The sequence below is a fragment of the Candidatus Nitrososphaera gargensis Ga9.2 genome (assembly GCF_000303155.1).
GTDB classification, from domain to species: domain Archaea; phylum Thermoproteota; class Nitrososphaeria; order Nitrososphaerales; family Nitrososphaeraceae; genus Nitrososphaera; species Nitrososphaera gargensis.
Window position 1 is genome coordinate 19,822 of the sequence record NC_018719.1, and the last position, 12,258, is coordinate 32,079.

The window sequence follows — 12,258 nt, forward strand, 5'->3', positions numbered from 1 at the left end:
TTTATCTAAAAGGATAATAACCAGTGTCTTATGGTATAGTGCGGGATGGCGGGAGTTACTGAATTTAATTCGAATTCAAATTCCGGGACGCTGATTGCAAAGATACGGAAACGTGACGGACGCATCGTTAATTTCGAGCAGAGCAAGATTTCAAACGCAATATACAAGGCACTGGTGGCAACAGGCAAGCCTGATTACCCATTAGCAGAAAGGCTGGCTGCAAAAGTTGTTCAAAAAATGGTGCAGGGCGAAAAATCAGTTATTCCAAGCGTTGAAGACGTGCAGGACATGGTCGAATCGATCCTGATAGAGGAGGGGCTGTCGGAAACTGCCAAGGCTTACATACTCTACAGGCATGAGAGGCGCAAGCTGCGAGACGAAAAGATGAAGATCCTCAACAAGAGAGATCTTGATGAGGTGGACAAGGCGTTTGATATCAACTCGCTGAGAGTGCTGGCGGCACGCTACCTGCTGAGGGACAGCAATAACGAAATCATTGAGGGCCCCAAGCAGATGTTCGAGAGGGTCGCCACACTCGTGGCAATTGCAGATGTCCTGCACGATCCGGCAGTCTTTAACCTTGCCGGCGGCCACACTCAGAGCATCGAAGAGGCCGAGCGCTACTATGCAAAGCTGGACGACTTTGACAACAAACTGCACATCGGCGACTATTACCTGAACAAGTACCACTTTGAAGCAATGATACGCCACTACATCCATTGCGCGCAGCAAGGGCAGATGAAGGTCTCTTTCAAAGAGCTGCTCAGGATGATAGCAGAGAACAAGATGGCGCAGTACGAAGAGCAGATCAAGACTTATTATAACCTGATGGTTTCAAGGGACTTCCTTCCAAACACGCCGACGCTCATGAACGCCGGCGCAAGGCTCGGGCAGCTATCCGCATGCTTTGTGCTTGACATGCCAGACGACATGGCCGGCATCATGAAGTCTTCGACAGACGCGGCCATGATATTCAAGTCAGGCGGCGGAGTCGGCATCAACTACTCCGACCTGCGGCCGGAGGGCGACATTGTCGCTTCAACATCTGGAGTCGCGTCAGGCCCGACGTCGTTTATGCGCATCATCGACACAATCACTGATGTGGTCAAGCAGGGAGGCAAGCGCAGGGGAGCCAACATGGGCATCCTTGAGGCGTGGCACCCTGATATTGAAAAGTTTGTCACCGCCAAGACAAAGCCGGGCGTCTTTGAGAACTTTAACGTGAGTGTGGGCATCTGGGAAGATTTCTGGCAGGCGCTTGTGAACAAGGAAGGCAACCACAAGTACACGCTGCGCAGCCCGAGATCAAGGGAGCCAGTAAGGCAGATCGATGCACAGCAGCTGATCGATCTTATCGCACTAAGCGCATGGAGGAGCGCCGAGCCGGGAGTGATATTCTTTGACAACATCAATAAGTACAACCCGCTGATTAACGCAAGGCACGGCCCGCTCCGCGCAACAAACCCATGCGGCGAGCAGTCGCTCTACCCATACGAATCGTGCAACCTCGGCTCGATAAACTTGGCAAACTTTGTCAAGCGCAAGGCCGACGGCGCGTACGAGTTTGACTGGCAGCGCTACGAGCAGGCGATCAGGCTGGCGACGAGATTCCTTGACAACATCATTGACATGAACAAGTATCCTGTCGAAGAGATCAAGGTTGCAACCAAGGAGACAAGGAGGATCGGCCTTGGCATCATGGGCATCGCCGACCTGCTGTTCTTGCTAAAGATTCCGTACAACTCGAAGGACGGATACGAGTTCATGAACAAGCTTGCAGAGGCAGTTTCGTACCTGAGCATGGACGAAAGCGTGGCCATCGCAAGGGCTCGCGGTCCGTTCCCGATGTTCAAGGACAGCGACTATGTGAAGGGTCGCATTCCAGTAGCGGGCTATTACGAGCTGCCAAAGGAGACGCACACCTACGACTGGGACACGCTCGTTGAAAAGATAAAGAAGTACGGCATCCGCAACTCGTGGACCTCTACCATTGCGCCGACAGGCACGCTATCCATGATCGCCGACACTGCAAACGGGGTCGAGCCGGTGTTTGCTCTTGTGTATGAAAAGCGCGTGACAGTGGGCCGGTTCTTTTACACCGACAAGGTGTTTGAGAGCATGCTCAAGGAAAACGGTCTTTACAACGACGAGATACTGACCAAGATTGCGAACAACTATGGCTCTGTCCGCGGCCTGCCTGAAATTCCAGAGTGGATGCAGCGCATCTTTGTGACTGCGATCGACATTCACTGGACCGATCACGTGATGGCTCAGGCAGTGTGGCAGAAATGGATCAGCAACGCGATTGCAAAGACGATCAACATGCCCGGCGACGTGACTGCAGAAGACGTCAAGTGTGCTTATTTGCTGTCGCACGAGCTTGGGTTAAAGGGCGTAACTGTATTCAGAGATGGCTCGCGCCACGAGCAGGTGCTTCACATCACCGGCAAGAACACGGGTGAAAAGGCGTTTGCGGTCAAGCCAAGCAGGTACATAGCAGACTATGTCAGCACAAACATCAAGGAGCCCTACGTACTAGAGCAGATGCAAAAGATATTCAAGGAATCTGGAGTAGAAGAAGAAAAGCCGGTGCCAAAGGAGATTCCGCTCCAGGAGATCCCAGCGGCACCTAAAAAGCCAGCACCTCAGCCGGCAGTACCGCAGATGGCAATGATGGACGCAGACGAGGATCGTTGCCCGACATGCAACGCCCGGCTGATAATCACCGAAGGGTGCAACGTATGCATCGAGTGCGGCTTTAGCGGCTGCGGATCGGGCTAATATAATAACATCGCCGCCCCCCTCTCCTCTTTCTCTTTTTGAGTAGCAACAGTCAAGCAAGCTAGGTGCAATATTATAGTTAAAATAGTGCTTTGCCTATATTACTAGTGAAATGTCAAACGTACGAGTCAACGAGAGTCCAAACCACTTCATGGTGCTGGACGCCATAGCGAGAGGAATGAAGACAGTTGACAAGATTGCAAAAGTAACTAGGCTGAGCAAGCCTGAGGTGGAGCTAATCATTAATGATCTGATGACGCAAAGGCTGATAATTGGCACAGAGAAAAAGAGCTTTTTTGGCGGCAAAAAGATGGAGTTCTCCATCAGCCACACCGGCCTCCAGCTGCTCAATACAAAGAAGCTAGAGCTTGAGAAGCAGGCGCAGCAGATACAACAATGGTACCAGAACGGCCAGACCCAACAGCTCCAGTCCTACATGGACAACAACAGGATGTGGATACCGATGATGCTGTTCTCTGGCATCATGAACGCAATGTTCTTCATGTCCATGATGTCCCTAATGGGCATGGCCATGAGCCCGGCAGAAAGCGGGTTTGCAGGCGGCGAGGGAGGAGCTGCGACAGACGGCGGAGCTGCAGGTGGTGCTGAAGGCGACGCCGGCGGTGGCGGAGATTTCGGTGGCGGCGACTTTGGCGGCGGAGATTTCAGCTTCTAGCCGCTTCCACAATTTGTTTCTTCTTCTTTGAAGAATACTTGGCGGCAAGCGTAGCCAGAAACACTGCGATCAGGACAATCACTATTGTCGCTGAAGGCGGAAAATTTGCAGCGTACGAAACTATAATGCCTGTCACTACCGAGAATATTGATATCCCAACTGAAATGAGCGCAGTTTTCTTGAAACCTTTACCAAGCAAGAGTGCAGTGATGTTTGGGATCACAATGAGCGATGACACAAGCAAGATGCCTACAAGCCTCATTGACACAATGACTGACACGCTTGCAAGCACTGCAAAGAGGTAGCTCAGATTCGTGATCGACAGCCCGCTCACTTTTGCCTGCTCCTCGTCAAATGCGACGTACATGAACTGCCTGTAAAGGAGAATCACTATCGCAAGAATCGCGCCGGCCATCGCCAGAATGCCAAGCGTGTCCTCTACGCTGACGACTAGAATGCTTCCAAACAGATAGCTATGTCCACCAAGTTTCCTGATGGGGATATGCTACTCAGCAGCAAGCCAAGGGCCAGGCCGCCTGCAAGCAATATGGCGACTGTGGCATCAGCCGGTATCTTGGCGGACTGGCGCAGCTTTGTGATGCCAAGTGCTCCCAGCACGGAAAACGCTATGCCGGTCCACAGCGGGTAAATGTTGGCAACAAGCCCGACTGCTATTCCGCCAAACGCCACGTGAGAGCGCGTCGCCAAAGAGCGAGTTGCGCCTTAGCACAAGGAAGAGCCCTATCACCGACGCCGTTATCGCCACTGCCACGCCAGCAATGAGGGCGCGCTGCATAAAGCCAAATTCTAGTATTTCAAAGACCATCTCTACTACATCATCTCGCCCCGTGATCGTGCTGGTCGTGGTGATGATCGTGCATGTGCATGTGTGCCTGCATGCTCGACTCAGAGTACGCCTTGAGCAGGTCAGCGTTTTCAAAGAACTCGTGGATCTTGCCATGGAAGAACATTGAGCGGTTGACGCAAGCCACGCTGCTGGCAATCCTGTTGACCGCGTCCAAGTCATGCGACGCCCAGATTATCGTGATCTTTTTCTCTTGGTTCAATTTTTTCAAAAGCGCGTAGAACTTGTTCTGCGTTTCGAGGTCGATGCCGGTCGCCGGCTCGTCCAGTATCAAGAGCTTTGGATCGTTGACAATAGCTTTTGCGATAAGCACGCGCTGCTGGCCACCCGACAGCTTGCTCACCCTCCTGTCCTTTTGCGCCAACAATCCGACCGTGTCAAGCGCCGAGCCTATCTTGTCTTTTGATATCTTGTTGCCAGTTGTGATCCCAAGCGACACGATCTCTTCTACAGTGGCAGGAAAGTTCTGATCAATGGTTTTCTTTTGCGGGATGTACCCTATGCTCTTTAGGGCTTCTTTGCTGTCTTTTCTTATGTCCCGCCCAAAAATCTTGATAGTTCCGGTGTAGTCGCCAAGCAAACCCAGCATGCATGAGAAAAGCGTGGTCTTGCCGGCACCGTTTGGGTCTATCATGCCCAGCAGGACGCCCTCGTTTATAGAGAATGAGATGTTGTCCAGCACCACCAGGCTGCCGGAATACGCATAAGATAATTTGTCGATCTCGACTACTACTGTTGTTGTCTGCATTCAAGCCCCACCTTCAGGTCTGCAACGTTCTCTTTCATCTTGTCGATGTAGCCTATGCCGGCTTGCTGCTCTTCGCGATCGATTCCCTCAATCGGGCTTAGCACAAGCACCCTGCCGTCTGGGATTTCTCCGGCGATGGTGTCGGCCAGCCGGCTGTCGATCAGGTCTTCTGAATAAATGACATTAATGTCAAGCTCGCTTGCAAGCTCGATTATTTCCTGCATCCGCTGGGGCAGTATCTCGCCCTCGGGCGACGCGCCATGTATGCTGTGCTGCGTCAGGCCGTACCGCTCTGCAAAGTGAGCAAATGCGTCGTGGAACGCGACAAAATCTGATTTGCCGCAGTCTGCAAGCTCTAGCTCTATGAAAGCGTCAAGCGAGTCAAGCTCTGCAGCAAACCTATCGGCATCTTCCATGTAATAGTTGGCGTTAGCAGGATCCGCGCTGACCATCGCGTCGCGGATCTTTTCTACTTGGTGCTTTGCCAGCACCGGATCGAGCCAGATGTGCGGGTTGACTCCGCCTTCATGGCCGTGCTCATCATTATCTTCTTCTTCTCCTTCGCCTTCATCATCATGCTCAAGCTCGATTCCTTCGCTGGTGTTGACAACTATGTTGGCTTCCATATCATCAGCCCAGCTTTCAAAGCCGGCACTATTGATGACAAGCATGCTGGCAGATTGCACCCTTTGCCTGTCTTGCGGCGTCGGCTCCCAGTCGTGGGGCTCTACGCCGGCCGGCACAAGGCTTGACACTTCTGCCCTGTCGCCTCCTACGCGAGAAGCAAATTCGTAAAGGGGATAAAACGATGCGACAACCGTTATCTTGTCCTGCTCTTGGCTACTACCCTGTTGTTGTGACGGCCTGCTACCGGTGTATATGGTAGCCAGCATGGCAAGCGGGATCACGATTGCAATTGCCGCAAGTGCAGCTCTGCTCTGGTTCAATGGCAACTATGCCTCCTATTGCATTATTAAGAATATATAGTTTTGTTAATAACAAATATGGAATTGCTTATAAGTATCTTAATAATAATATCTGGAGTTGACCATAGTCAGCGTTTCACTCAACGACGACATACTGGCTGAGATCGACAAGCTGCAAAAGACCCTCGGGTTCTCCGGCAGGTCAGAGATCGTCCGCGCCGGCATCAGGAACCTGCTGGCAGACGAAAAGGACAGGCAGAATCTATCCGGCCATCTTTTCGCAGTGCTTTTGGCGATACATGACGAAAAGTCCGACGATCAGGTAACAGAAATGGGGCACGGCTATGACAAGCTGATAACGACGCACATACACAACAAAATAGACGGCGATAGGTGCCTTGAAATCTTTCTGCTAAAAGGCGACGCGGAGGAGATAAAGGACATGACTAAAAAGTTCCAGTCAAACAAAAAGATGGACCACGTCAAGCTGATCACAACGTGACCATCACATTTTTTACGAGCCCGATCGGGCTTGGACACGCGACGCGGGACATTGCGATTGCAGAGCAGCTACTAAAGGCCGACGGCATAGCTTTTGTCAGCGGAGAAGGGGCCGCGAGCCTGATCGCAAAGAAAGGTTATGATACAATGGATGTCTATCGGCCGGAAAAATTCGTAGTAGAGTCCGGCCAGCTCCAGCATTCGTTCAAGTGGCTCATGAGCTATTATTCATACTACAAAAAGTGTAAGGTGATAGCAAAGGAAATTTTAGACAAGCGCGCCGGCCTTGTAGTGAGCGACGAGGATTTCGCTTCTATCGCAATTGGCGAAGAGATGGGCCGCAGGCGGGTGCTGATAACCGACATAACAGAGACGCACTTTACAACCGGCCCGGCGTCAATGATAGAGAGAAAGATGAACAAGTCGATGCAGAAAATGATACAGGCGTGCGACTGCGTCATCATTCCCGATGCCGGGGATGACTATGGCAACATCCGGCACGTGGGCCCGATAGTGAGGCAGGCAAGCGCCGGCCGCGACGCTCTTCGCAAGCAGTTTGGCTTTACAAGAAACACGATAGTGGTTAGCACCGGCGGCACCGACGCCGGCAGGTACCTCATTGAGAAGGCCATTGAAGCGCATAGAAAGCTGCAGAGCAGGCTTGATTCAGAGCTCGTAGTCGTTTCGGGCCCATCGCTCAAGTTGCCGGATTCGCCGGACTATCGCAACCTCGGGTTTGTAGACAACCTGCATGAGCTGGTCTATGCAGCCGACCTTGTAATTTCGCTGGCCGGCAGGTCCACGATAGACGAATCGATCGCTTATGGCACGCCGGGAATTTTCATTCCAATAAAGGGCCACTTTGAGCAGGAAGAGGGCGCGGCGCGGTTGGGCTTCAAGTATGAAGACATTTTCCGGCTCGAATCGCTTGTTGAAGAAAAGATTGGCCGCCGGAACAATAATAATGCAGTACACGCTGCCGGCGGAGGAGCTGAAAGGGCCGCAAAGATAATTTCCGATCTGGATAGATAAATAAATAAATCAATTTAACAAGGCAAGTGCCTATCTCTACCTGCACATGGCAGCGCGCACCTATGCTATCATTATCGGAGCAGGCATAGCAACAGCAGCTGCCGCCATTGCAATAGCGTTTGCAATTTTTATCAGCCCCGCCCTCACCGTATCGCCGACACCTGCTGCGCCGTCTCCCGCTTGGTCTGAAGGCGAGCCGATGCCTACTCCCAGAACCGAGATAGCAGGCGCTGCAGTGGACGGCAAGATTTACATAATAGGAGGATTTGACAGGTTCGGCAGGGCCGTCTCGACGGTAGAAGTTTATGACCCAGAGAACGATCAGTGGAATACTTCTGCCCCATTGCCGCAGCCGCTGCACCATGCCGCAGCGGCGTCGTACAACGGCACGCTGTACGTGGTAGGCGGCTATCTTGAAGACAATACCCCTTCAAACAAACTGCTGGCCTACGACCCGGAGACAAATGAATGGCAAGAGCTTGCCCCGATGCCAACAGCAAGGGGCGCGCTGACCGCCAATTTCGTAAACGGCATCCTTTACGCATTGGGCGGAGTGAACTCGAGCTTTGGCTCTCCAGCCGCCCCGCTAGCGACAAACGAAGCGTACGATCCAGAGACAGACAGCTGGACGCAGAAGGCTCCTATGCCTACGCCGCGCCAGCACCTTGCTTCAGTGGTACTTGATAGGCTGTACGTCATTGGAGGAAGGATCGACAGCCTGTCGTCAAATCTTGACGCCCATGAGGCATACGATGATCAGAATGACAATTGGATCAAGCTATCGCCGATGCCATCAAAGAGAGGCGGGCTTGCTGCCGCGCCATCCTATGCTGACGACCACATCTATGTTTTCGGCGGCGAAAGCCCCACTGGCACTTTCAACAACAATGAAAGATACAATCCTTTGAACGACAGCTGGTCTTCTGCAACTCCCATGCCCGATCCGCGCCATGGGCTTGCGGCGGTGACCGTGGACAACAAGATCTATGTCATTGGCGGCGGCCCGCAGCCGGGACTGACCGTGAGTGGCACGAACCAGATATACCCCACGTACTATCCGATGATGTAGGTGGGCGCGACTACTTGTTGCAGGTCTTGTTTACCCGGAGCTTGCACCTTGCAGTGCTGTGGCGCCAGCTTCCATTCATGAAATATTCAAGATGAGCCACGCCGTCGCGATCGGTGACAGTCCTTTCCTGCTCATTTTTTGGAGCGCCTGATCCGACACGCGTCTGGATGGCGTTTCTAAAATTCACGTCTAAACAGAACTCCTGTTGTTGCTGTTGTTCTCGATAACCTTTGCACACTGGTCGCAGTATCTTTCAACGACTGCTATCCCGTTGCCCACGTCAAACAAGGCGTCTTTTGTGGCGGGCTGGCCGCAGTCTTTGCATGCTCTTCTTGGGCTGCCCGCAATGTTTTGGGAAGCCCTGATAGAAGTAAAAATTCTATTCATCATGTTCTACATGTGGTCGAACTATAAGAATGTAGGCTTTTGCTGCAAGTGAAAAAAGAATTGGTGCATCAAAAGTTGTTGCACCACTCTGTATTATTACTACTTCTTTGGCTTTTTCTTGCCAGATTTTTTCTTTTTTGCTGCCATAAGTTTGATGCAGAGCTCAACTATTTAACAATAGCTAAAGCTGTCAGAGCTATTCTGGTGGCGCAAAGGTCTGCCTGCCGCTGTCTGTGCGCTTGTTCACTTTAGTTTCTGTCATCCTCTGGGGCGTGTAAAAGATGTCATGGTCGTTCTTAAGGTGGCTCAGGAATGCCACTCCGTTATTGATGTTGTCTTTTACTATCAGGTCGCGCCCGCAATAGCTGCATTTTATGATGTGCTCGTCAGGACCGGCTGCTGCCAATGCAGTGTGTCATTGTGGCAGCCAGAATAAGGATTTTCCTGATGGCTCAGGGGCCTGCTAGAATTTCGAGCTGTCAACCGCGTCCATTATTACCTGCGCGGCATTGGACGCCAAAGCTGGTCTTACAGTAATTCTCGTTTCTCAGCTTCGAGTCCAGATCGCCTTTCCTGAGCAATTCCGACACCCTGTTGACTGCCGCAAGGTAGTTCATAGAAGACTTCCAGGTAAGTATGACTTCGCACTTGTCGCACACACTGCCCTTTGCATTTGCAGCATAAACCACGTTGCAGAACAGGCATTTGTTGTACACCATTGACCTGCCTGCCCTTGGCGCCCCTATCTCAAAATGGACGGTGTTAAAACAGGAAATGCAAAGATACTTGCCACAACTCACACACGTGTGGTATTCTTCGCCCCTTTTGCACATCCCGCATGTTGCCAGGCGATCATCACGTTCTGTACGTTGTTATCTTTTTTGAGTATGCGTCGCAGTATTTTTCTATCATGGTGACGCTGTCGCCTACATCAAAATGGGCTTCCAGCGTGGCCAGGCTGCCACATGTCGAGCAATATTTTGGCTTTTTGTCCTTTGGGCTGTGCGCAAAAGGCTTGAGCGCTATCAAGGATTTCATCATGTGTGTTTTTCACTGACCTCCGAAAAATGCGATTGCAAGTGAAATGGCGATTATAACTCCTGCAACAATCAGGAACTTGCTGTTATTTGTCATCTCTTATGGTGTCGTCCTGCACATAAGAATGTACTTAATCTGGAACGTAGTAGCTTGCCAAGTGTAAGGAAAGGCACTTACATAAGCCAGTCCTGATGATGAATGAGAGAAAAAATGCCCATGCTTATGCTCAAGTGCAAGACCTGCGGAGAAGTTTTTCCCGGCATTTACGTGCCTGAAGGAAGCGACAGCGACATCAAGTCAGCAGCTGCAAGCGTCGATACCTCACATACTTGTTCAAGGGGACACAACAACGAATATGCTGCGGCTGATTACATGGACTGGTCTTGAGAGAGTGAGCACCAAGACCATACTTGTCAGCTACCCCGACAGCTTTAGGCTTGAAGAAGGAAAGAGCCTAGTGGAATCGGCCGACTGCAAGATCGTGAAGATTTTCACCCAGAAGTATCTGAACCATTCGCAGTACGGGATAGGCGCAGGCAAAGCTGAAGAGATCAGGGATTTTGTAAAAGGAGAAGAAGAGGGCATCCAACAGCTGGTTGTTGACGAGCACCTTACTTCAAAGCAGCTTTACAACTTGAGCAAGCTCGTAGAGGTGCAGGCGATAGACAGGGAGCGGCTGATACTCAACATCTTTTATTCAAGGGCTACCACCACCGAGGCGAAACTGCAGATCGAGCTTGCCGAGATCCAGTACGAGATCCCGCGAGTCAGGGAGATCGCAAAAATGACTTCAGGCAACGAAAGGGCCGGCAAGGGGGGCATGGGCGAATACACGGTAGACGTAAAGTTCCGGGATCTGAAGAGGCGGATGAACTTTATTAGAGAAAAGCTGGTCGAAGCCAAGAAAAAGCGCGATCTGTACCACCAGCAGCGGACAAGGACCCAGATGCCAGTTGTCTCGCTAGTTGGCTATACCGGCTCGGGCAAGACCACGCTGTTCAATCTGCTCACAAAGGAGCACAGGGAGACATCTAGCAGCCTGTTCACTACGCTTTCGACAACCACTAGAGTAATGAAATTCAATGACGAGAAACAGGGCGACCTGCTCCTCACAGACACAGTGGGCTTTATCAGCAGGTTGCCGCCTTACATGATAGACGCGTTCAAGTCGACTCTAGAGGAGTCGCTTGCCGCACATCTGATCCTGCTATTGGTAGACGCTTCAGAAGACGTCCAGAACATTGACATAAAATATTCAAGCTGCTGGGATGTGCTGGACGAGCTAAAGGTAGACCATGCCAAAGTCCTAGTCGTCCTGACAAAGCAAGACGCCGTAGACGCGCAAAAGATGCAGGAAGTCATGCAACAGTTGCAGCTCAAGGAACCGATAATGATAATATCATCAAAGACAGGCTACGGCATCCGCAAATTAAAGAACATGATGGTCAGCAAGTCTCGCCCAAAAATGGTCGGCGGCCAGCCATAGACTTTTCCGCAAGATCCAATCTGGCCCATTAGTTATTGCCACCTCTTTAGAGGATCGGGTGAAGAAGTTATATGCGATGGCAGTGTAGTTATATATTGGTCAGGATTTTAATGCAAAATAATTTTCCAATGAGACAATGGCACCTTGAGCACATGCAGAAGACCATTCTAAAGTACGTCAAGGGCCTGTCTGCCGATGCCAATAGCTGGGAGAGGAGGAACCACAAGAAATACGGCAACATTACAAATGTGTGCAGGCAGATTGAATATGACATGAGGCACGGAGTCACCAAAGAGGAATTGCTCGCGTCTTTTTCAAAAATCCACACTCATTCATCTTACCGGGCGCTAAGACGTGACAGCGATTCGATGAGCAGGTTGTTAGAGATAGAGGAGCACTTTACCACACCAAAGGCAGTCACGCCGCTCTGGTAGCTCCTCCTGCATAGACAAGCTGCGTTTAATAGTCTCTCTCTGGCATAACAATGCCGTTTATTTTGTCGTCTTTAACAATCGAGCAAAAACTCACAGCCAAGCAGCGCCTAGAGATAGAAGCGCGCCTTGCCAACTACAATATCCCGGTTCAGATCCTGCAAATGGTGGCAGCGCGCTGCGAGTGCACGCTCGATCCCAAAGTCAGCGGAAGAGGCCTGCCAAAAAGCCCAAGCTGTCTATTCTGCTTGAAAGGCTGAACGACAGGGCAATCATGCTGCTAGAGCAGATATTTCTAGAGTGCCACGACTCTTTTTC

17 protein-coding genes and 1 pseudogene are annotated in these 12,258 nt (G+C 51.2%); 9 read left to right on the forward strand and 9 right to left on the reverse strand.

Annotated elements, in window-relative coordinates; genetic code table 11:
* Positions 1-45 precede the first annotated feature (45 nt).
* Both NGAR_RS00110 and NGAR_RS00115 read left to right on the forward strand, forming a co-directional pair.
* On the forward strand, positions 46-2,781 hold the full coding sequence (locus NGAR_RS00110) for an adenosylcobalamin-dependent ribonucleoside-diphosphate reductase (RefSeq protein ID WP_015017548.1): 2,736 nt from the start codon (positions 46-48) through the stop codon (positions 2,779-2,781).
* Positions 2,782-2,893: 112 nt separating this feature from the next.
* A complete protein-coding gene (locus NGAR_RS00115) occupies positions 2,894-3,457 on the forward strand; it encodes a MarR family transcriptional regulator (RefSeq protein WP_015017549.1) in 564 nt (187 codons plus the stop codon).
* On the opposite strand, the gene NGAR_RS18610 is transcribed toward NGAR_RS00115, so the two are convergent.
* The 4 genes and pseudogenes from NGAR_RS18610 to NGAR_RS00130 form a co-directional block, all read right to left on the reverse strand.
* Positions 3,447-3,959 (reverse strand): metal ABC transporter permease, encoded by a 513-nt coding sequence (locus tag NGAR_RS18610; protein ID WP_323444727.1) that lies wholly within the window; start codon positions 3,957-3,959, stop codon positions 3,447-3,449. The two genes, NGAR_RS00115 and NGAR_RS18610, sit on opposite strands and share 11 nt — an antisense overlap.
* Positions 3,908-4,283 (reverse strand): annotated as a pseudogene (locus NGAR_RS18615) (metal ABC transporter permease). Before NGAR_RS18615 ends, NGAR_RS18610 begins: the two are co-directional and overlap by 52 nt.
* A gap of 10 nt (positions 4,284-4,293) precedes the next feature.
* Positions 4,294-5,070 carry a metal ABC transporter ATP-binding protein gene (locus tag NGAR_RS00125; protein ID WP_015017551.1) on the reverse strand — a complete coding sequence of 259 codons (777 nt, stop codon included), beginning with the start codon at positions 5,068-5,070 and terminating at the stop codon, positions 4,294-4,296.
* Positions 5,052-6,017, reverse strand: a complete 966-nt coding sequence (locus tag NGAR_RS00130; RefSeq protein WP_228369228.1) for a metal ABC transporter solute-binding protein, Zn/Mn family — start codon at positions 6,015-6,017, stop codon at positions 5,052-5,054. The genes NGAR_RS00125 and NGAR_RS00130 overlap by 19 nt, the downstream gene beginning before the upstream one ends.
* A gap of 97 nt (positions 6,018-6,114) precedes the next feature.
* Between NGAR_RS00130 and NGAR_RS00135 the strand changes: the two genes are divergently transcribed.
* From NGAR_RS00135 to NGAR_RS00145, 3 genes are read left to right on the forward strand one after another with little or no spacing between them, the layout of a single operon-like run.
* On the forward strand, positions 6,115-6,498 hold the full coding sequence (locus tag NGAR_RS00135; protein WP_015017553.1) for a CopG family ribbon-helix-helix protein: 384 nt from the start codon (positions 6,115-6,117) through the stop codon (positions 6,496-6,498).
* A complete protein-coding gene (locus NGAR_RS00140) occupies positions 6,495-7,529 on the forward strand; it encodes a glycosyltransferase (protein WP_148680738.1) in 1,035 nt (344 codons plus the stop codon). The genes NGAR_RS00135 and NGAR_RS00140 overlap by 4 nt, the downstream gene beginning before the upstream one ends.
* A gap of 46 nt (positions 7,530-7,575) precedes the next feature.
* Positions 7,576-8,598: a Kelch repeat-containing protein gene (locus tag NGAR_RS00145; protein ID WP_015017555.1), complete on the forward strand. Its 1,023-nt coding sequence runs from the start codon at positions 7,576-7,578 to the stop codon at positions 8,596-8,598.
* Between the two features lie 10 nt (positions 8,599-8,608).
* Here NGAR_RS00145 and NGAR_RS16940 read toward each other — a convergent pair whose 3' ends face one another.
* The 5 genes from NGAR_RS16940 to NGAR_RS00165 all read right to left on the reverse strand — a co-directional run bounded on the left by NGAR_RS16940 (position 8,609) and on the right by NGAR_RS00165 (position 10,026).
* On the reverse strand, positions 8,609-8,785 hold the full coding sequence (locus NGAR_RS16940; RefSeq protein WP_015017556.1) for a hypothetical protein: 177 nt from the start codon (positions 8,783-8,785) through the stop codon (positions 8,609-8,611).
* A gap of 2 nt (positions 8,786-8,787) precedes the next feature.
* Positions 8,788-8,988, reverse strand: a complete 201-nt coding sequence (locus NGAR_RS00150) for a hypothetical protein (protein ID WP_015017557.1) — start codon at positions 8,986-8,988, stop codon at positions 8,788-8,790.
* A gap of 193 nt (positions 8,989-9,181) precedes the next feature.
* On the reverse strand, positions 9,182-9,391 hold the full coding sequence (locus NGAR_RS00155; protein WP_015017558.1) for a hypothetical protein: 210 nt from the start codon (positions 9,389-9,391) through the stop codon (positions 9,182-9,184).
* Between the two features lie 73 nt (positions 9,392-9,464).
* A complete protein-coding gene (locus NGAR_RS00160) occupies positions 9,465-9,704 on the reverse strand; it encodes a hypothetical protein (protein WP_148680739.1) in 240 nt (79 codons plus the stop codon).
* Positions 9,705-9,840: 136 nt separating this feature from the next.
* Positions 9,841-10,026, reverse strand: a complete 186-nt coding sequence (locus NGAR_RS00165) for a hypothetical protein (protein ID WP_148680740.1) — start codon at positions 10,024-10,026, stop codon at positions 9,841-9,843.
* Positions 10,027-10,221: 195 nt separating this feature from the next.
* Here NGAR_RS00165 and NGAR_RS00170 point away from each other — a divergent pair, with 195 nt between their 5' ends.
* From NGAR_RS00170 to NGAR_RS00185, 4 genes are all read left to right on the forward strand, one after another.
* Positions 10,222-10,410, forward strand: a complete 189-nt coding sequence (locus NGAR_RS00170; protein WP_148680741.1) for a hypothetical protein — start codon at positions 10,222-10,224, stop codon at positions 10,408-10,410.
* Positions 10,379-11,509, forward strand: a complete 1,131-nt coding sequence (gene hflX, locus NGAR_RS00175) for a GTPase HflX (RefSeq protein WP_015017561.1) — start codon at positions 10,379-10,381, stop codon at positions 11,507-11,509. Before NGAR_RS00170 ends, hflX begins: the two co-directional genes overlap by 32 nt.
* A gap of 152 nt (positions 11,510-11,661) precedes the next feature.
* Positions 11,662-11,943, forward strand: a complete 282-nt coding sequence (locus NGAR_RS00180) for a hypothetical protein (protein ID WP_148680742.1) — start codon at positions 11,662-11,664, stop codon at positions 11,941-11,943.
* Between the two features lie 62 nt (positions 11,944-12,005).
* Positions 12,006-12,200 (forward strand): hypothetical protein, encoded by a 195-nt coding sequence (locus NGAR_RS00185; RefSeq protein ID WP_015017563.1) that lies wholly within the window; start codon positions 12,006-12,008, stop codon positions 12,198-12,200.
* Positions 12,201-12,258: the final 58 nt, after the last annotated feature.